15 protein-coding genes are annotated in these 21,174 nt (G+C 40.8%); 5 read left to right on the plus strand and 10 right to left on the minus strand.

All coding sequences use genetic code 11. The features are described 5' to 3' along the window. From ABDW32_RS13445 to ABDW32_RS13455, 3 genes are all read left to right on the plus strand, one after another. Positions 1 to 190, plus strand: a 190-nt coding sequence (locus tag ABDW32_RS13445; protein ID WP_343563207.1) for a hypothetical protein, incomplete at its 5' end; no start/stop codon positions are given. A gap of 845 nt (positions 191 to 1,035) precedes the next feature. Then, positions 1,036 to 2,442 (plus strand): Gfo/Idh/MocA family oxidoreductase, encoded by a 1,407-nt coding sequence (locus tag ABDW32_RS13450; protein WP_343563209.1) that lies wholly within the window; start codon positions 1,036 to 1,038, stop codon positions 2,440 to 2,442. A gap of 168 nt (positions 2,443 to 2,610) precedes the next feature. Further along, the gene (locus ABDW32_RS13455) at positions 2,611 to 3,549 is read left to right on the plus strand and encodes a formylglycine-generating enzyme family protein (protein WP_343563211.1); all 939 of its coding nucleotides are present in this window, start codon (positions 2,611 to 2,613) and stop codon (positions 3,547 to 3,549) included. A gap of 44 nt (positions 3,550 to 3,593) precedes the next feature. Here the strand turns inward: ABDW32_RS13455 and carB are convergent, their stop codons facing one another. Beyond that, positions 3,594 to 6,413 (minus strand): carbamoyl-phosphate synthase large subunit, encoded by a 2,820-nt coding sequence (gene carB / locus ABDW32_RS13460; protein ID WP_077438026.1) that lies wholly within the window; start codon positions 6,411 to 6,413, stop codon positions 3,594 to 3,596. 261 nt (positions 6,414 to 6,674) lie between these two features. After that, positions 6,675 to 8,933, minus strand: coding sequence for a family 20 glycosylhydrolase (locus ABDW32_RS13465; protein ID WP_343563215.1), 2,259 nt, complete (start codon positions 8,931 to 8,933; stop codon positions 6,675 to 6,677). 150 nt (positions 8,934 to 9,083) lie between these two features. Here ABDW32_RS13465 and lipA point away from each other — a divergent pair, with 150 nt between their 5' ends. Further along, on the plus strand, positions 9,084 to 9,965 hold the full coding sequence (lipA, locus tag ABDW32_RS13470; RefSeq protein ID WP_343563217.1) for a lipoyl synthase: 882 nt from the start codon (positions 9,084 to 9,086) through the stop codon (positions 9,963 to 9,965). Between the two features lie 188 nt (positions 9,966 to 10,153). Here lipA and ABDW32_RS13475 read toward each other — a convergent pair whose 3' ends face one another. The 8 genes from ABDW32_RS13475 to upp all read right to left on the minus strand — a co-directional run bounded on the left by ABDW32_RS13475 (position 10,154) and on the right by upp (position 18,665). Next, on the minus strand, positions 10,154 to 12,814 hold the full coding sequence (locus ABDW32_RS13475; RefSeq protein WP_343563219.1) for a carboxypeptidase-like regulatory domain-containing protein: 2,661 nt from the start codon (positions 12,812 to 12,814) through the stop codon (positions 10,154 to 10,156). Then, positions 12,814 to 13,716, minus strand: a complete 903-nt coding sequence (locus tag ABDW32_RS13480; RefSeq protein ID WP_343563221.1) for a GLPGLI family protein — start codon at positions 13,714 to 13,716, stop codon at positions 12,814 to 12,816. The genes ABDW32_RS13475 and ABDW32_RS13480 overlap by 1 nt, the downstream gene beginning before the upstream one ends. A 126-nt stretch (positions 13,717 to 13,842) precedes the next feature. Next, positions 13,843 to 15,483 (minus strand): amidohydrolase, encoded by a 1,641-nt coding sequence (locus ABDW32_RS13485; protein WP_343563223.1) that lies wholly within the window; start codon positions 15,481 to 15,483, stop codon positions 13,843 to 13,845. 202 nt (positions 15,484 to 15,685) lie between these two features. Continuing rightward, positions 15,686 to 16,096 carry a BrxA/BrxB family bacilliredoxin gene (locus ABDW32_RS13490; RefSeq protein WP_077438022.1) on the minus strand — a complete coding sequence of 137 codons (411 nt, stop codon included), beginning with the start codon at positions 16,094 to 16,096 and terminating at the stop codon, positions 15,686 to 15,688. A 135-nt stretch (positions 16,097 to 16,231) separates the two neighbouring features. Beyond that, positions 16,232 to 16,831: an ATP-binding protein gene (locus ABDW32_RS13495; protein ID WP_343563225.1), complete on the minus strand. Its 600-nt coding sequence runs from the start codon at positions 16,829 to 16,831 to the stop codon at positions 16,232 to 16,234. Continuing rightward, positions 16,788 to 17,390, minus strand: coding sequence for a nicotinamide riboside transporter PnuC (gene pnuC / locus ABDW32_RS13500; protein WP_343563227.1), 603 nt, complete (start codon positions 17,388 to 17,390; stop codon positions 16,788 to 16,790). The genes ABDW32_RS13495 and pnuC overlap by 44 nt, the downstream gene beginning before the upstream one ends. Positions 17,391 to 17,440: 50 nt before the next feature. Continuing rightward, positions 17,441 to 17,914, minus strand: coding sequence for a ribonuclease H-like YkuK family protein (locus ABDW32_RS13505; protein WP_077438020.1), 474 nt, complete (start codon positions 17,912 to 17,914; stop codon positions 17,441 to 17,443). A 103-nt stretch (positions 17,915 to 18,017) separates the two neighbouring features. Beyond that, on the minus strand, positions 18,018 to 18,665 hold the full coding sequence (upp, locus tag ABDW32_RS13510) for a uracil phosphoribosyltransferase (RefSeq protein ID WP_343563231.1): 648 nt from the start codon (positions 18,663 to 18,665) through the stop codon (positions 18,018 to 18,020). Between the two features lie 284 nt (positions 18,666 to 18,949). On the opposite strand from upp, the gene uvrB reads away from it, so the two are divergent. Then, positions 18,950 to 20,983: an excinuclease ABC subunit UvrB gene (uvrB, locus tag ABDW32_RS13515; protein ID WP_343563233.1), complete on the plus strand. Its 2,034-nt coding sequence runs from the start codon at positions 18,950 to 18,952 to the stop codon at positions 20,981 to 20,983. Positions 20,984 to 21,174 lie beyond the last annotated feature (191 nt).

Below are 21,174 nucleotides of genomic sequence, written 5' to 3' on the forward strand. Positions count from 1 at the left end.
GTATTGCCGTAACAGGTGGGAGAGTAGGTCGGTGCCTTTTTTTACACGGAAGCCCTTGCTGGAAACAGTCAAGGGCTTCTTTCGTTTGGAGACTTTTCTCTCGCTCTTCTACCGCCGGCCAACCGGGATGAATGGGAAGTTCCCCACAGTCACTTTATTCCTGCAACATCATTATTGGACAAAGTTATGAGGCGTACGGCGTTAGGGACTGTGTCTAGGCTGAAAGCATCTGAGAGCGAAACTAGCCACCTGGATGAGACTTCCTTATAGGGTCCTAGAAGAGACTACGCTGACAGCCCATAGGTGTATTGGCTTAATATTTTTAAAAGATGTGGGCGGTCTCCAGTAATGCGTGACATTGGAGGCACTTCGCTCCTTATTGTAAGACTACAAGGAAATTTAAGGGGCGATGTTTGAATACCGTACATTCGTATAGTGTACTATTGGAGTAACTCTGCTTCTGTAGTTCCTTCTTCTCTTACGCAAAGTAAATGCTGCTTTTACCGTATGATCTTTGCCGAATGAATCTGTTTGTTTGTGAATCCTACTGAATCAAAGCATGTATTCTACCCACCAATAAATAAAAGTAACTTGCTGAATAGCATCGTCTGATTACAGGGGATTCCGTATTTCGGAAATGATCTGCCGTGTAGGAATTATAATACAAAAGAGGATATCGAAGCTTGAGATCCATGGATAGAACAAATACATGACCTTGACTGCTTATTTTTAGATTTCTAGTATAAAATTGAAACACTGTATTTGTCTAAGAACCATACTTTTGCCAAAAGATCCCAATTTCAGGAGATTAAAGCAATCGTTTGTGTAGATTAAACAAACGATTGCTTTAAATTTTGATTTTTTATTTTGAGAAAAGTGTTATATTATTGTTATAGAGATTAAGTTCTTTAGTTAGAACCAAGTATAAATCCAAATCCAAATGGATTTTTCTTATTGACTGTTTAGTTTGTTTTAAAATAGGTGATTTTTTAGAGGGACCATTTGGTCCCTTTAAATTTACATGAACTTTAAATTATGGATTCTAGAAGAGATTTTTTAAAAAAGGCCGGGATTTTATCGTCACTGGCTGTTTCACTTCCTACTTTGGTTAATGCCAATGCAACAGCAGAAGCATTTAATATGTGTGGTTATGCTGCACCCAAAATTGATAAAGTGAAAGTTGCTGTCATTGGATTAGGGATGCGTGGTCCCGGTGCAGTAGAACGGTTATCTTTTATCGAAGGTTGTGAAATTGTCGCCCTTTGTGATAAACATCCGGAGCGGGTTGAAAAAGCACAGAAGATTCTTACTTCGAAAGGTTTGAAAGCCGCAAAATCATATTCTGGAGAAGACGGCTGGAAGTCACTATTGAAGGATGAAAAGTTGGATTTGGTCTACATCTGTACACCTTGGGACTACCATGCACCTATGAGTGTCGCAGCCATGAAAGCGGGTAACCATGTAGCTTGTGAAGTGCCAATTGCTTTGACAATTAAAGATTGTTGGGAAGTGGTTAAAACATCTGAAGCAACGAAAAAACATTGTATGATGTTAGAGAATTGCTGTTATGATTTTTTTGAAATGCTGACTTTAAATATGGCCCGTCAAGGTTTATTTGGTGAACTTATTCACGGAGAAGGCGCTTATATTCATGATTTATTGGATTTGAATTTCTCAAAAAATGGTTACGATAACATGTGGCGTTTAAGGGAAAATATTAAATATAATGGTAACCTATATCCAACACACGGACTTGGACCTGTTGCACAATGTCTAAACATCAACAGAGGTGATAAAATGGACCATCTTGTCGCGATGTCATCCAATGATTTTATGATGGGCGAGAAGGCTAAGGAACTTGCAGGCAAGGATTCGTTCTTTCAGGAATTTGTCGGAAAGAAATATCGTGGTAATATGAATACAACCCTAATTCGGACAGCGAAGGGCAAAACAATAATGTTACAACATGATGTCACTTCACCACGACCCTATTCGCGTCTACACACGTTAAGTGGTACAAAAGGTTTTGCCCAAAAATACCCAACTGAGAATATTGCTTTTGGTCATGAATTTATCAAAGAGGAAAAACTCAAAGAATTATATGATAAATATACGCCTGAGTTAGTTAAGTATATTGGTGACAAAGCCAAAGAAGTCGGTGGTCACGGTGGTATGGACTTTATGATGGACTGGCGTCTGATTGACTGTCTGCGTAACGGTTTACCACTGGATCAGGACGTTTATGATGCTGCTTCATGGAGTTGTATCGTGCCATTGAGTTTTGAGTCGGTTGAAAAAAACTGTAAAACGGTAGCTGTACCCGATTTTACAAAAGGCGCATGGAAAAATAATAATCCTGTGGATATCACATTAAAAGGCGGTGGTAATACGCCTATTCGCTCAAAAAATGCGAAAAAGGAAAATGTACAATTGGATGTATAAAATCCATCGCTAAGTCAATAATTGAAAGGGGAACATTTTATTGTTCCCCTTTTATGTTTATCTTTAAGTATGTTAATCAATCTAACACTAGTTACCTGCCTATCTATATTTTCCACAAATGATACCCTCTCATGTTGTGTTGGCGAAAATATACCTACCCGAGTAGGAATGATCAAATCTCAGCTGGCTAAACAAAGCAATGCCGCAGTTGGCAAGATGGTTTTAATTGAAGGCGGTAAATTTCTGATGGGAAGTTCGAATTTTGAAGATAGTAAACCTGTACATGCTGTGGAACTTAATTCATTCTATATGGATGAACATGAGGTGACAAATGCGCAATTCGCACAATTTGTAAAAGAAACAGGTTATGTGACAGTCGCTGAGCGAAAACTTGACCCGAAAAATTTTCCCGGTGTAGATCCAAATATGCTCGTCCCCGGATCTGCGGTATTTTCAAAACCTAAAGAACTCAGCTCTTTAACTAACTATTTGATGTGGTGGGAATACGTTCCCGGTGCAAATTGGCAGCATCCTGAAGGGCCCAATAGCTCAATAAAAGATAAAATGAATTATCCCGTTGTTCAAGTCGCCTACGAAGATGCCGCTGCTTATGCAAAATGGGCGGGGAAAAGATTGCCTACGGAGGCAGAATGGGAATATGCAGCCCGCTCCCGTAAGGATACGAATGAAGATCTGTACTATTGGGGGAAAGATTTGAAACCAAATGGGCAATGGACAGCCAATATCTATCAGGGGAAATTTCCTGTTGAAGATTCAAAGGAGGATGGCTATGAAGGTGCTGCTCCAGTAAAATCCTTTCAGGCGAACGCATTGGGACTTTATGATATGGAGGGAAATGTCTGGGAATGGTGTTCGGATTACTATAGACCGGACTACTATAAGAATAGCGCCGTCTCAAACCCTACAGGACCGGAGAATTCCTACGATCCACAGGAACCTAATCTCGAGAAACGTGTCCAACGGGGCGGATCCTTTCTCTGTAATGACCAATATTGTGAACGCTACAAAGCAGGAAGCCGAGGTAAAGGTGAGGTAAATAGTCCGACAAATAATGTCGGTTTCCGATGTGTAAAAGATATAAAATAGAAAAGGCTTGCATTTGCAAGCCTTTTCTATTTTATAATGATGCCTTATTGGGCATTCAAGAACATTGATTTTTGATTATACAACTCTCTGAAATATGGATCTTGAAGATCTTTGATAAAGCGGATGGCTTCACCTGTTGATTTCATTTCAGGTCCCAATTGTTTATCTACCTCAGGGAATTTATTGAAGGAGAATACAGGTTCTTTAATCGCGTAACCTTGCAATTTGCGCTCGATGGTGAAGTCCTTCAATTTATTCGCGCCCAACATGACCTTTGTAGCGATGTTGATGTAAGGAACATCGTATGCTTTCGCGATAAACGGAACAGTACGGGATGCACGTGGGTTAGCCTCGATAACATAAACATTCTCACCTTTGACAGCGAACTGAATGTTTAATAAGCCACGCACGTTCAATGCTTTCGCTAATTTGATCGAGTATTCTTCCATCTTATCCTGAACAGCTTGCGATAGACCAAATGGAGGCAATACTGCCGAAGAATCTCCGGAGTGAATACCAGCCGGCTCAATGTGCTCCATCATACCGATGATATGTACATCTTCACCATCACAGATTGAATCTGATTCCGCTTCTTCAGCACGATCCAGGAAGTGATCGATCAAGATGTGGTTTCCAGGAAGGTTTTTCAATAGGTTAACAACCGCTTTTTCCAGGTCTTCGTCATTAATGACGATGCTCATGCCTTGGCCACCCAATACATAGGAAGGACGGACCAATACCGGGTAACCTACTTCGTTTGCTACTTGTAAAGCTTCTTCTGCTGAAGTCGCTACACCATATTTTGGATAAGGAATTTCAAGTTCTTTTAATAAGTCAGAGAAACGACCACGGTCTTCTGCTAAGTCCATGTTTTCAAATGATGTACCGATGATTTTTACACCAAGTTGCTCTAAGCGTTCAGCCATTTTAAGCGCCGTCTGTCCGCCCAATTGAACGATAACTCCTTCTGGTTTTTCTAATTCGATGATCTCACGTACATGTTCCCAGAATACAGGCTCGAAATATAATTTATCGGCCATATTGAAGTCTGTAGATACAGTCTCAGGGTTACAGTTCACCATGATTGCTTCGTAACCACATTCTTTTGCTGCCAATAAGCCGTGCACACAGGAGTAATCGAACTCGATACCCTGACCGATCCGGTTTGGACCTGAACCTAAGACGATGATTTTCTTTCTATCTGAAGAGATGGATTCATTTTCTTCTTCGAATGTCGAATAGTAATATGGGGTCTGCGCAGGGAATTCAGCGGCACAGGTATCTACCATTTTGTAAACGCGGTTGATACCTAGTTCTTTACGGCGATCGTATACCTGATCTTCTGTTACATTACCTAATAACCAAGCGATCTGAACATCTGAATAACCTTTTTGTTTCAAGGTCATGAAGAAATCGCGTGGAATGTTATTTAACTGATAACGACGTAGTTCTTGTTCCAGGTGTACCAATTCTTGAATCTGTACTAAGAACCATTTGTCGATGCGTGTAGCTTTACGGATGGATTCCAAAGGAACACCTAATTCGAATGCATCTTTGATATGGAATAGACGGTCTCCACTTGGATGCTCTAGGCTATCCATGATCTCGTCAAGATTCCTCCATTGACGACCATCAGCACCTAAACCTGCACGACCAGTTTCAAGAGACTGACACGCTTTTTGCAAAGCTTCGATGAATGTACGGCCGATCGCCATCACTTCACCTACAGCTTTCATCTGAAGGCCTAATTCCTTGTTTGCACCTTTGAATTTGTCAAAGTTGAAACGCGGGATTTTTACGATAACATAATCTAGCGTTGGTTCGAAATATGCTGAGGTTGTTTTTGTAATCTGATTTTGCAACTCATCCAAGTTGTATCCGATGGCTAATTTAGCCGCAATTTTTGCAATTGGATAACCAGTTGCTTTCGATGCTAAAGCAGAAGAGCGTGATACACGTGGATTGATTTCGATCGCAATAATTTCTTCATTTTCTGGATTAACAGAGAACTGAACGTTACATCCACCGGCGAAGTTACCAATCGAACGCATCATCAAGATCGCTTGATTACGCATATCTTGGTAGCATTTGTCTGATAATGTCATACCTGGCGCAACTGTGATGGAGTCTCCGGTGTGGATACCCATGGGGTCAAAGTTCTCAATGGTACAGATAATGATGACATTATCGTTGGTGTCGCGAAGTAATTCCAACTCGAATTCTTTCCAACCCAATACAGCTTGTTCTACCAAAACTTCATGTGTTGGTGAAGCATGCAAACCTCTGTTTAAAGCAGCATCAAAATCTTCTTTTCTGTGCACAAATCCACCTCCGGTACCTGCGAGTGTATAGGAAGGACGTATAACAAGAGGATAACCAATTTCTTGCGCAGCTTCTTTACCTTCAAGGAAAGAGTTTGCAATTTTGGATTTTGCAACACCTACACCGATATCAACCATTAATTGACGGAATTCTTCACGGTTTTCAGTTTTTTCAATGGCAGCAACATCAACACCGATTACACGAACGTTGTATTTTTCCCAGATACCGCGGTTAGACGCTTCGATACATAGGTTCAAAGCGGTCTGACCACCCATTGTAGGAAGTACAGCGTCGATATTGTGTTTTTGCAATACCTCTTCAATACTTTCGCAAGTTAATGGAAGTAAGTAGACATTGTCTGCAACAACTTTGTCCGTCATGATTGTTGCAGGGTTTGAGTTGATGATGGATACTTCAATACCTTCTTCTTTCAATGAAAGGGATGCTTGAGATCCAGAATAATCAAATTCACAAGCTTGACCGATAACGATGGGACCTGATCCGATGATTAAAACCGACTTAATGGAAGTGTTTCTTGGCATTATATCTAGTTCAAAAAATTAAATTTCCTATTGTAAATCTGAGCAAAGACAATCAAAAATAGCTCATGGGGAAGGGTCATTCCGACTGCTTTGTCGGAGTGCAAAGTTACATTTTAAATTTTGAAAATGAAGTATTTATTTTAAGAATATTTCAAAATAAAATAACCTTTGTTGGAAAAGTGGTTTTGGAATTCGAAATAATAGTTGGAAAACGTAAGGAATGGGTTTTCCAACTATTAGCAGAAAATGCCTATTATTTGGTTAATAAACAATAATTTCGTCTGTAAATAAATATCCCTTTTTGGGATTGCTAGCTTTGAGCTTGATGTAGCGAGCCTGTTGCGCTTTATCAAGTTTCAATTCAAACCGCTTAAATGTTAATTTGGATTCTTTGTCGGATACATCGTTTTTCACCGTCCCTACTGAGCGGAATGTTCGGCCATTGTCAGAAACGAGAACCTCTAGTTCTCCAGGCATATAAACTCCTGGGCCTATCATTTGCATGAAGTTCATGGCAACCTGATGGATTTCTTCTCTGCGTTCTAAATCGACGATAACATCAATCGGCCCTGTAAAGCCCTGCCATTGACCGTCATGGTAAGAGAGTCCGCCGGTTATTCCATTTGTCAAAGTTGAATCTTTTTGTGCCGGATATCCTGACCATGGTGTGTTATAAGTTACTTTTTTTCCAATCGCACGATGAATATCGATATCAAAAGATAATGTGGGACCTATTTTGATCGAATCTTGAAAATAGGCTGCATTGATATGTCCTGTTGAACTAAGTTCAAATGGTCCGGTATAAGGCGTAGATAGAATCGTAGGTTCGCTGCTATCAATGGTATATCTAATCTGATCTGTTTTCAATTGCTCGGTTGTAAGCGTAATCTTATTGTTGTTTTTAATCGGATTATAAGATGCTGTATACGCTACATTGAATGAGGGGCGATAATAGTTTAGATTCATTTCCTGCAACAGTTTATAGTGTGACTGCATTCGCCGTTGAAAGTCGGGCCAGCTTTTCGCATCTTTCGTTGTCCAATTGACCTCAGATAGCGCTAAGGCACGCGGAAATACCATATATTCGACATGCTCGGTCGTTGGCACATATTCTGTCCATATATTTGCTTGTGCTCCAAGGATGTGTTTGGCCTTATCCGCTTGTATTGCAGCTGGAATAGGATCGTAGGAATAGACTTTATCAAGTGTAAGATAGCCTCCAATTGCTTCGGGTTGAGTCCTTGGATCTGTTTGATAGGAATCGAAATAAAGATGTGAACCTGGAGTCATAATGACATCGTGACCTGCATTTGCCGCTTTTATTCCGCCTTCTTCTCCGCGCCAGCTCATTACTGTTGCTCCCTCGGTCAGTCCGCCTTGTAAAATTTCATCCCAACCAATAAGCTTCCGGCCCTTTGATTGCAAGTACAGATCCATTTGTTTAATGGCATAGCTTTGTAGCTCATCTACCGATTTTAAACCTTCCTTCTGCATCAGGGCCTGGTCTTTTGGACATTTTTCCCAATGTTTCTTTTCAGCTTCGTCGCCACCTATGTGGATGTATTGGGAAGGGAATATGGTGAGGACCTCATCCAATACGTTTTTTAAGAACTCAAAAGTTTTTTCATTGCCAATGCAAAACTCACCTTGGCTGTAGGGTTTACCTGAACAGGAAAGTTCGGGATAAACCGCCAGTACTTCTTCCGAATGCCCAGGCATTTCTATTTCGGGAATGACATTGATGCCTTTTTGGGCAGCATAAGCTACGAGCTCTCGCGCTTCTTCCTGTGTATAGAAGCCACCACTTGCATTCGGATTTCCTTTTTCTACATATTGACGACCGTTGTTCCACCAGTCTTTCCAATGGGTATGTGTTCGCCAGGCCGCTTTTTGTGTTAATTCAGGATATTTTTTGATCTCCAGCCTCCATCCGGCTCCATCTGTCAGGTGCCAATGAAAGTTATTGAACTTATAAATGGCCATGACGTCGATATATTTCTTTACGAAAGAAAGCGGCATAAAATGACGGGAAACATCTAAATGAAGTCCGCGGTAGGAAAAACGAGGTTCATCAACCATTGTCACAAAGGCTATTTGGCTGGGGTCAGCCTGCAGGTAACCTAATTGAATCAAGGTATAAATCCCATTGATGACCTGTGGCGTATCCCAAGCTTTAAGCAGAAGACCTTTTTCGTCAATTTGAATCGAGTATGCATTTTTGCTCAGGTTGTCTGCATCAACAGCTTTTACAATACGAAAACCTTCTTTTGGTACTTTTTTATTTTTCTTTAGCACTTCAAGGGTGAAACTTTTGATTGCAGGGTGTTCGGTAAGCAAGTGTGCCGTTGCCTGGAAATCATCTGAAATAATAACTGTGGGATGTGTGGGGATAGTATATATTCCCGTCGCTACAGTTACTTTGGATGGTTTGGGAATTAGATCAAAATTAGTTTGGGCCTGCGCACCAAAGGTGCAGGCTCCCCAAAGAAATAAGAAGGATAAAGATCGGCTCAGTCGCATAGTAAAGTAGTTAGATTAACAAATAATCAACACAAATATCCTAATTTTTGTTTCATTATTCTATTATTGCCGCCATTCGATAAGTATTTATGATATAAAACCAACAAATTGCCCAGTAGAAATTACATTTTTAATCCTTAACTTTGTTCTATGATTGAACTTCCAGTTATTCCGGCAACTCCTGCACAACGCAAGCCTGATTGGTTGCGTGTCAAATTGCCTGTTGGTAAAGAGTATAGACATGTCAGAAGTCTTGTAGATGAACACAAATTGCATACGATTTGTGAGAGTGGAAATTGCCCTAATATGGGAGAGTGTTGGGGGGCAGGAACAGCGACCTTCATGATATTGGGTAATATCTGTACACGTTCATGTTCGTTTTGTGCTGTAGCGACAGGCCGTCCTTTGGCCGTCGATTTGGATGAACCTAACAGGGTAGCTAACTCTGTAAAATTGATGCAGGTAAAACACTGTGTCATCACTTCTGTGGATCGTGATGATCTGAAAGATGGTGGTTCGACAATTTGGGCCGAAACAATTAATGCCATTCGTAGAGAGAGTCCTGAGACAACGCTGGAAACGCTATTGCCGGATTTTAAAGGCCAATGGGATAATTTAGATCGCGTCATTGCTGTCCGCCCAGAAGTGGTTTCTCATAATCTCGAAACAGTACGCCGCCTGACTAGAGAAGTGCGTATCCAGGCGAAATATGATCGTTCTTTGGAATGTTTGCGTCGGATTTCCGAAGCAGGCCTTCGTACAAAATCAGGCATCATGCTTGGCCTCGGTGAAACGGAAGAAGACGTAATTGAGGCGATGCAGGACTTATATCATGTTGGTGTTCATATTTTGACGCTTGGACAATATTTACAACCTACAAAAGCGCATCATCCCGTAATTGAATTTATCACACCAGCTCAATTTGAAAAATATCAAAAAATAGGTTTGGAAATGGGATTCAAATATGTTGAGTCGGGGCCATTGGTGCGTTCGTCCTACCATGCTGAAAAGCATTTATTCGATATGCAATAGTATGATATAGCACTATTGAATTTTAATGAAGATGGTGTTATCTTAAATTTAGATAAGAAGAGAGCCTGGGTGATTATTTCATCCAGGCTCTCTTCTTATAGATGATCTTAGCCCTCATTAAGCGTAACAGGTAAGGACCTTTCCTAATTGCTTCTATTTAAGAGGCTAGTTTTCAGCAAATTTAAGATCTAAAGATTAAAGACTACGCGCAGTAAAATTGATCTTCCACGTAGTTCAAATTCATTTTGGGAAATCATATTGGCTGTGGTCATGTAAGTCCGGTACTTTTTTATATTCGTCAGATTGCTCATATCCAATTCAAAGTCAGTTTTCCATTTGTTCAATCGATAACGCGCAAAAACGTCCATAAATGTATAACTCGCATTCTTCATATTCGTCTGGAAAGCGGAGAGATTACGTATATTTACGCGTATATAGCCGTTTTTAAAAGGACTTATAGGGAAACCAACGTTATGTATCATCATGGTTGTTTTATTCCGAATCAGTTGGTCTTTCCCTTGTTGCTGGCTTCTATTCCAATTGAGTGTACCTGTGTACGATACATTATAGGATCTGAATATTTTTGCTTCTAAACTAGGTTGCAGGGTGTAATTGATGCTTTTTATGGGAACGACAGTACTGTTTAGCAATTGATTGAATCGGGAATAGGCAATACTGCCTTTTAACTTGAGCGTACTTGCCAAAGGAAATATATATTTATCAAATCCAATCTGTGAGGACCAGCGTTCTTGCAGATTGTCCATATTAACCAAGATATGCTCTGTGATATCGTCTTTTATAATTGAGGATAACATCGTGTTAGATGAAAGCCTGGAATAACTGATTCCTGCATTAGCGAATAATATTTTCAATGTACGTGCCAGGTTGTAATTGAAATTAAAGGTGTGCTTTTGGGATTCATTCAGCGCAGCATTGTTTTGGCTAAGCATCCTATAATTGCGCAATACTGCTCCACGGAATATGTCTTCAATATTCCCGATGTCCTGGCTATATTGATAAGCAAATTGGAGATAATCTTCCTGGGAGACTCGCCAGCGTGCTTTTAGCCCAGGGTTGATCAACCATGAATTTTTTGAAACGTCCAAAGCTTGTGTATTATCCTGATAATGGGTGAGCAGGTAGGTGATCGGGATATCGAGCTGAGCCTCGAAGCGATCGTTTTTCCAGTCATACTGTGGTGTAATAAAGGCTTGTGATCGGCTCCAGCCTAGATCGTTGCTCGTATTTTGATCCGGTCTTCTATCCATCTGCTCATGATCTTGAAGATATAATAATGAAGTAAAATGTTGGCGGTCGGTATTGAACCCAATCTGGTAATGCTGCTTGATCTTACGTTTATTGAAGCGGTAACCTGTCGAAACCTCAGTGAAAAATGAGGGAACCTCGACCTGCTGCATGGTACTTTTGTATGGAATGCTATCATTTAATATTTCCGGAAAAACGCCTGGATAAATCTGTAGCGATTGTGGTTTATTTCCATAATTTAATGTCCAATTAACGGCTATAATATCGTTATTTTTCAATTGCGGTATATAACTGAACTGATTGCTGATCCCTTTGATATGATGTTTTTGAAATTGGTCAATTTTACTGCTCGGGTTTGTTAATAGGGCTTTTATATCTTTTTTTTCATATTCAAAAGAGAGTATTTCGCTGATGTACCTTTTTTCTGTATTCACGGATGCCGAGAGTCTTGCTGCACCTAGCCATTTCTCTGCTCTGATACCGTTTTGTTCTTCAAAGGATACATCACTTCCATCGAGTAAATATCGTGTACTAGCAGCGTTATTCTGCTTTTCTTTATCAAATAGTAACTGAATATTTGATTTCACTTGCCATTTGTTTTTGAAATTGTATAGATTATTGGTGTTGAGGGAACCTGTATTGTTAAAGTAATAGTTGTTTTTTGGAATATTGGGAGCTCCAGTTGTACTTGTTGCAAGGAGATTGTTAATAGAGGAAACGCCAAACTTTGCGAGCAAAGATGATTGGCTGTTGCCTACGATATCAGCAGAAAGGTCCTTGCCAATGTTATTTGCACTGAGTACATTCAGCATTTTAACTTTTTTGTTAAAAAGAATGGTGTTTAGCTCCGGGTCATAGCTCTTGGGCGTACCAGCCGCTATTTTAGCCTGTCCGGTTAACTTTAACTTAGCATCTTCTTTGATAACAAGGTTAATGGCTACATCGTCAGTAAATCTTTTGTTTTTAAGTACTTTATAGTGTTCATGGTTATCGAGGACCTGAATGTCTTTGACCATTTTGTGCGGAATTGTTCGTGTGCCTATTCCGTAACGATCTTCTAACAGATCATCACCGTCAATGTAAAGTTTGGAAACTGTCTTGTCCTGATATTTTATTATGCCGGATTCAGTCACCTCCATACCGGGTAGGCGTTTGATGACGTCGCCGATATTTCGGTCCTCCTCCTTAGCAAAAGAACCTACATCATAAGAAATGCTATCGTTGGAACGACTTACTCTGGGTTTGCTCTTTACGATTATATCTTTCAGCTGATTGGTTTTCGGTGTTAGGATTATCAGGAGATCAGTGGCCTGTTTACCAATTTGCTGTTCAAATTTTTCGTAAGTAAGATGGTTGATCTGTAGGTAGATGGAGGTATATTCTTTAGAAAGTTTTATCATAAACCGTCCTTCCTGATCAGTCGTTTTAAAGGCAATGATCTTATTTCCGGACATGATATTGACACTTGCGAAAGGTATTGGGCGTTGTGTATTTGCTTCTTGTATCTTTCCACTGATCATTTGCTGGGCAAAACAGATTTGCCCGAGCCAAACGATTATAAATAAGCAGATAGATACTTTCATTAAGGTATTAACTCAATCGGATTATTGGTGACTTTTGACGGCTTATATAATTCATCCTTACGTATATTAAAACTTTTGATCCTTGAGACATCCATACCGCCAGCTCCTGTTTTCGCACCAGCGCTCGAACCGCTGTTAACAGTAATGGTATTGCCGGAACCTACACTGATACTTCTACTCTTTGCCGCTCTAGCATTCATGTAAGCCTGAGGATTTGCTTTAAATGCTGCCTGAATTTTTTTGACTTCATCCATTGTGGTTGTGATGACAGTTTGGGGTAGGGCAACCTGCATGTTGCTATCTTCGAGTTTATCAAATCCGGCATAGGCAAAAACAACTTCATTTTTCGTATCCCTTGCATCCAAAATGAGCCCTGGTAGTCCATGGAGCTTCCAGGGACCATATGGGAATGGCAGCTCTGTCGTAAACCAGACCTCATATGTACGACCTTTGAACGTTGTCCTTGCGTTTTGACAGCTGTAGCCTCCAATCTCCTTATGATCACTTAATATTTCCCATTCTTGGATTGGGTAGGTCTGAGGTATTGCAAATTTGTCCCCAGAAACAGCTATTAATTCTGTCATTTTGTTGTTGTTGACATCGAGTAGATAAGCGGCTTCTAAAGGGGTAGTTCGTTTCTGAATAGTTAGATTTCCGTCAAAGGAGGGCGCGTCCATCTGTTTTTTGACCTCATCCTGCATGCGATCTGTGGAGTATGTGGTATAATAACTGGCTTGTTGATTAAAATAGGTAACTGTTTCGTCTCGAATAAACTGATCACGCTGGGTCGTGTCATTAATGTGTTTGAATTCGTAATGTACTTTAGCTATTGCTGGCGAATTTTCCTGGGCAAATAGAAGCTGTATTGTTACAGAAAGCAGGAAGGATAATGAATATTTCATAAAATTATGTTTATATCGTAAATATACGAAATATTCGTAAAAATGGAAATTATTGTAAATTTTCACTATTATACCACTAATGGTGCTTTTCTGGTTGGGAGTGAAGCTCTGTGTGGTGTGAAACTATTATTGTTGTCTATTGAAAACAGTTTCTCCGGCAATTACCGTTCGTATTGTTTTTACGTTCCGCAATTGTTCATTGGGTATTTTGAGGATATCCTGTTCGAGGATTACAAAATCGGCGTCTTTGCCGGCTTCTATGCTGCCACGTTTTTTCTCCTGAAAGCAGGAATATGCTGCCCAGATTGTCATTCCACGTAATGCATCTTCCCGGCTGATGGCGTCCTGGATTTGAAAGCCCTGCGTTGGATAACCTTTTTTATCAACCCGAGCCACCGCGGCGTGAAAACCATATAGCGGATTAAAATGTTCTACGGGGAAGTCGCTTCCTAAAGCGAGTTTACCATATTCTTTCAGGAGATGCTTGTACGCATAGGCGCCTTTCATCCGCTCTTCACCTAGACGGTCTTTGGCCCAGTACATGTCTGATGTTGCGTGGGTAGGTTGTACCGAAGGGATAATCTGGAATTTTCGGAATTTATCGAAGTCAACTGGCGATATAATCTGTGCATGTTCGATACGCCATCTGCGATCTGTATGTGGATGTAGATACTTGCCATAGATATCCAAGATAATTCGATTGGCTGAATCACCGATAGCATGGGTATTGGCCTGAAAGTTACTCGCCGCGATCGCTTTGATCATCTGTTCATATTCCCTAGGACTATGCAATAGAAATCCATGTGTAGGCGCATCATGGTAATGGGCAAGGAGACAGGCTCCGCGGGAACCTAAGGCACCATCAGCCAGTAATTTGAATGATTTTATTTCCAGTCGGTCGGTTTCATAAAATCCCTGTGCTATAAAGGAGGAAATATTCTGTGGATTGCCAAGGATCATCGCATAATCCCTAAATTTTAATGCACCTTCTTTATAGTATTTTTTTAACAGATCGAGCCTTTCTTTTGATAAACCTGCGTCTACAATGGATGTCAAGCCTACAGAAAGTAGAGAATCTTGTGTTCGCTTTAGCATTCTTAAATATTCTTTTTCATCAGGTACCGGTATTGTTCGGTTGACCAGATCCATTGCATTGTCGATCAAAAGACCGTTAGGTGTATTATTGTTTCCGCCAACAACACCGCCATGTACGGTGGGGATACTTGTCAATTTGGCCCATTCCAGTGCTTTAGAATTGACTACTGCAGCATGGTAATCTACCCGTATCAAATACACGGGTATATCCGGGAATGCCTGATCCAATAGTTCTTTTGTAGGGAAGGATTTGTCTTTCCAGCGATTTTGATCCCAGCCACCGCCGATGAGCCAGGTTTTATGGGGATTTTTTTGCTGATAACTTTTGACCCGTTGAATCACTTCTTCGAAAGAATCAGCTCCATTGAGATCGACCTGATCCATCAGTTCCGCTTCATCAAATAGATGTGCGTGGGCATCATAAAATCCAGGATAAATTGCCTTGCCCCCAGCATCTATTTTCTCCTTAGCCCTGTACTTTCTTTGAATCTCTTCATCTGAACCGATTGCGATAAATTTACCGTCCCTAACCGCAAATGCCTGTGCCGTACTGAAGGTAGAATCTACGGTATATACCTGTGCATGATATACGATGAGGTCTACCTTCTCTTGCGGAGAACAAGCGATGAAAATTAAACAGAAGAGCAAAGGGATAATTGGGAAGTTTCTCATATCCTAAAAATAGAAAAAAATAGCTAGATGCAGAGGGAGTCAAGCTAAAAATATAAACTGACTAGGGGCAGTGACATACCATGACAGTATGTTGTTTGGGAGATCGGCTAGGGCAATTGTTAAATTTTGAAGCTGTCTGATAGCAAAAAAGGCTATCCAAATAACTCGGAAAGCCTTTTAATTCAAAAATCAAAATACGTGATTAACAGTACTCGTCAAATGCAGCAACTAAATTGTCCGCAATCATTTGTGCCGGGCGACCTTCAATCATATGTCTTTCAATCATGTGTACCAATTTGCCATCTTTGAATAAAGCCATTGCTGGAGAAGATGGTGGGTAAGGCAACATGTAGTTACGCGCTGTGTTAACAGCATCAGTTTCCATACCTGCGAAAACAGTAACTAATTTTGCGGGGTGTTTTTCGTTTTTTACAGCGGCTTTTGCTGCAGGACGTGCGTTTGCAGCAGCACAGCCACACACGGAGTTAACAACCACAAAAACTGTTCCTTCTGAAGCGATCGCGTTATCAACTGCTTCCGGTGTTTTTAATTCTTCGAATCCCGCATCAACTAACTCTTGACGCATTGGAGCTACTAAATATTCTGGATACATTATTTCTTAAGTAAAATGTTAATATTCTAATCTAAATGGTATAGCGCTGCTACAGTTATTACCACGTTGTTCAGTAGGCAACTACTACACTTTACAAATATAGCGGTAAAAGCCTGTTTCGTCAAGGTACTAGTCTCAAATCAATGTCAGAAAATCGTTAACAGCTGTAAAACCATTTTCAAGTCGCTGTTTGCCCGCACCCGAGATGATCCGATATTGACCATTGATAGCGTTTAACTCCGCTTTCCAGACTTCCAAAAAATAATCTCGCTGCTCGGGGAAATCTCTGAGGGGGTCGTCTTGCCAGGGCAGGTCGATATCCATCAGTAAGTAGAGGTCGTACGGATGCTGTTGAATCTTGTCGGTGACTTCTTTCGGAGTATGCTTGAATAGATAATCAGACCAGATTTTCACGGTCATAAAAGTCGTGTCGCAAATCAGGATATTTTCCTTTGCCAAGGGGAGAAGGGCTTCTTCCAAAGCTAGCTGTCCATAAAACATGTTAACCTCGTCCTGTAAAGTATATTTATTATTGAGACTCTGACAGTAGTAGCGCGAATACTCCGGTACGCAGACGGTTTGGAATTTTTCAGCCAGATATTGTGCCATGGTTGACTTGCCTGTAGACTCTGGACCTACGACAGCGATTTTTATTAACTCTTTTCCCACATCCTTTTTTTGATAGGCAATATTACGCAAAATTTCTATAGGTTTTTTGCCAATCACGATAACCATTCCAGGCAATAATGGCAAATACGAGATAGAGTACGGCTGTTAGCATTAGCTGTTTGTGTATATACAGTGGAATGTAACAGATATCGACGAAAACCCAGAGCAGCCAATTCTGGAGTATTTTTCTCGTCATGAGAAACTGGGCCACAAAGCTGACGGAGGTGCAGAATGCATCAATATAAGGCACATCGGAATTTGTTTCGCTATCCAAGAGGTATCCGATTACTGCTGTCAAGCAGCCAATGGCAAGTATACTTAGGAGGAGTTGATATCTATTGGCCTTAACAATTGGTTTCTTATTTTCCTCTCTTCGCTTATGCCAGTAATACCAGCCGTATATGGCTGTGGATAGAAAATAAAATTGCAATACGGTATCACCGTAAAGCCTGGCATCATAAAAAAGAATGGCATAGGACAACACACTGATGATACTAATGGGCCAGTTCCATATGTTCTGCTTCGCCGCCAAATAAACACAAAGAAAGCCCGTCAGTGTGCCTAACCATTCAAGCCAAGGGGTCTGGGCAAATTGACGCGCAATCTGCTGAAAAAAATCTTGCATCTGGTGTTTTAAAATTACACCTAAAGATACAAAGTCTGTCCGATAGTCAGCTACTGCACCTGTTTATTGGCACAGTTGGTGCTCGCAAAAGACTCCGGTTTTGCCTTAAATACGAATCCCATACCCATGATATAACCCATGGCCTCTTTGAGGGCTACATTTGATTGAAAATTTGGATTGGTGTTAATGTCGGCGTGGACTTCGAGGTCTACTTTGTATTTTTCGAGGAGGGGGCAGAGTTGGTAGGCGATGTCGATGGATTTTTGGACTTCGAGCAGCATCCGTTCTTTAATACTCATTCGGTGATGCCTTTTGTCCCGTTGGATAAACATAAATCCACCTTTATGTTCCCGGAGAAAGACGATGACGGTGGCGAAGTCGATGATTCCCCTTTTGACCTGGGAATCGGTGCCGATATAAACCTTGAGCTTATTCCCCAGGGCATCTTCTCGTTTAATGACTTCTTCAACAGCATCGAAAATCGTGGAGCGAATGGATTCGCCATTGTATTTTTGCCATCTCATAGTGGTATAAATTAGATATATAAAAATTAAACTTCATCATTGACATAAATTTACTGAATTTCAATGAAGTAAGTGTTAATTTAATTTTAAATAATTATCCACATTAATGGAGTTTTTCACCATAGGCTAGATCTCCGGCATCGCCAAGACCGGGAACGATATAGGCTTTTGTTGTCAATTCATGATCGACATCGCCCACCCAAATATGTGCTGTAGGAACAAAAGCTTTGACATGGTTTAATCCTTCTTCCGATGCGATTGCAGCAACGATATGTAATTCCTTGATTTCATATTCGGCTAGAAGATCTTTGCAGCATAAGACGAGGCTCTTTCCGGTTGCCAGCATCGGATCGACGATGATAACTGTTCTATTGTCTAAATTCGGTGTATTTACATATTCTTTATGAACCTCAAACTCTCCACTCTTCTTAGTGTGCCGGTAGGCCGCGATAAAGGTGTTGTCGGCTTGGTCGAAGATATTTAACAGCCCTTGATGAAATGGAAGTCCAGCCCTTAGGATGGTCGCCAATACTGGCTGTTCCATTAGCAGCTGTGTTTTGGCAACACCAAGCGGGGTTTCGACTTCCACAGGTTTAAAAGTCATAGTTTTGCTGATCTCATAGGCAAATACTTCTCCGAGCCGTTCCAGATTCCGTCGGAAACGCATACGATCCCGCTGAATCGTTACATCTCTCAATTCTGCAATAAAATGATTTGCAATGCTATTTTGGGTAGATAGAATAGTGACCATGGCGTGCTTGCTAGTTCTGTTAAAGCTAAAGATAGTAAATAATCAACTGAAAGTAATAACATCTTCGGCGTAATTATAGTTTGATATAAAATGGTAAAAAAATTAGTAAATTTGTGTGTAGACCATCTGATATATGGCCCTAGACCGTTGTTGCGCAATTGCAACCTCAGTAGATTACATCAAGGAGTTTGTGTGACGGATTTTTTTAGCAGAAATGTATTAACAGGTCTGCTATGAGGTTTAGCGAGAGGTCGAAATAGTTTTCTTTAAGAAATAGGAATTGTATGAAATTTGAATTAACATCAGAGTATAGACCGACGGGTGATCAACCAGAGGCAATCAAAGAATTGGTAGCAGGTGTGGAGCAGGGCGAGCAATATCAGACACTTCTGGGGGTTACTGGATCCGGTAAAACATTTACTGTAGCCAATGTAATTCAAGAAACACAAAAGCCAACGCTGATATTAAGTCATAATAAAACATTGGCTGCACAGCTCTATGGTGAATTCAAACAGTTCTTCCCGAATAATTCGGTCAATTATTTTGTTTCTTACTATGATTATTATCAGCCTGAAGCATTTATAGCCTCCACAAATACTTATATAGAAAAAGATCTGGCAATCAATGAAGAAATCGAGAAACTGCGATTGGCGACGACTTCTGCACTGATGTCCGGGCGGCGGGATATTGTTGTGGTTTCTTCGGTGTCCTGTATTTATGGTATGGGAAATCCGGAAGATTTCTCGCGGTCAATTTTTCGTTTTGGCGTAGGGATGACAATCACCCGTAATGCTTTTTTACATAAATTGGTTGAAATTCTGTATTCCAGAACAACAACAGAGTTTAAGCGCGGTACATTTCGTGTTAAAGGAGATACCGTAGACGTATATCCGGCTTACTTGGATTTTGCGATCCGTATTTCATTTTTTGGCGATGAGATTGATGAATTGAGTGAAATCGATCCCGTATCTGGTAAGACCTTGAACAAAATGGAAGATCTAGCACTTTTTCCTGCGAACCTATTCGTTACGCCGAAAGAGAAATTTAAGGAATCGATCTGGGCTATCCAGGATGAATTAATGCAGCGTAAGGCGCAATTGGAGGAAGAGGGGCTTATGCTGGAAGCCAAACGTTTGGAAGAGCGGGTGAACTATGATCTGGAAATGATGCGCGAACTCGGCTATTGTTCCGGAATAGAAAATTATTCCCGATTCTTTGATGGTAGAAAGCCGGGTATGCGCCCTTTCTGTTTACTGGATTATTTTCCGGAAGACTACCTGCTTGTTATTGATGAAAGCCATGTTACCTTACCACAGTTGCGGGCCATGTATGGTGGTGACCGGTCACGTAAGGTCTCTTTGGTAGAACATGGCTTTAGATTGCCGGCAGCGTTGGACAATAGACCGTTGAATTTTCCGGAGTTTGAATCCTTGACCAATCAGACTATTTATGTTTCGGCGACTCCTGGAGATTATGAACTGCAGCAGACAGAAGGTGTTGTTGTTGAGCAGGTCATCCGTCCGACGGGTTTATTGGATCCGGTTATTGAAGTGCGTCCAGCCATCAATCAGGTGGATGACTTTTTGGAAGAGGTCGACAAGACTATTAAGGAAGGCGGTCGTGTCCTAGCGACGACGCTGACCAAACGGATGGCTGAAGAGTTATCCAAATACATGACCAAACTGAATCTGAAAGTACGTTATATACATTCGGAAATTAAAACCTTGGAACGGGTGGAGATTTTACGCGGATTACGTTTGGGAGAGTTCGATATTTTAGTGGGAGTAAATTTGCTTCGGGAGGGATTGGATCTGCCTGAAGTTACCCTTGTGGCTATACTTGATGCCGATAAGGAAGGATTTTTACGTTCGGAGCGCTCGCTGATCCAAACTATCGGACGTGCTGCCCGGAATGATAAAGGACGGGTCATTATGTACGCTGATAAAATGACGGATAGTATGCGCGTAACAATAGACGAGACGAACCGACGCCGCGAGAAGCAGATGAATTATAACCTTGAGCATGGTATTACACCACGCACGGTTGGTAAGACCCGGGAAGAAATTCTGGAACAGACCTCTGTTGCTGATTTTTCAGGGGTTGAGCAGAAGATTTATGTTGAGCCTGATCCTACACAGGCTATTGCAGCTGATCCGGTCATGCAGTACCTCAGCGAGAAAGACCTGAAGAAAGCGATTGATAATGTCCGTAAGAAAATGGATAAAGCGGCAAAAGAAATGGATTTCTTGGAAGCAGCAAAATATCGTGATGAAATGTTCTCGTTGGAAAAGCTGTACGATGAACGTTTTTCATCGTAACTGACCGCTGAGCTGATTTATAAATGGGATTGTATCAAAATTGGTTTTGTCGGCTGATTTTCAACCGAATTGTTGAGACTTTACTCAATAAGATAAAAGGACCGCATTTTGCTTTTTCTTTTTGCGAAGACTTTTACTCAGATAAAATCAGCTGGCATTTTATTGCTCAATATTGTTCAAATGTTAACATA

The sequence above is a fragment of the Sphingobacterium sp. genome (genome assembly GCF_039596235.1).
GTDB lineage: Bacteria > Bacteroidota > Bacteroidia > Sphingobacteriales > Sphingobacteriaceae > Sphingobacterium.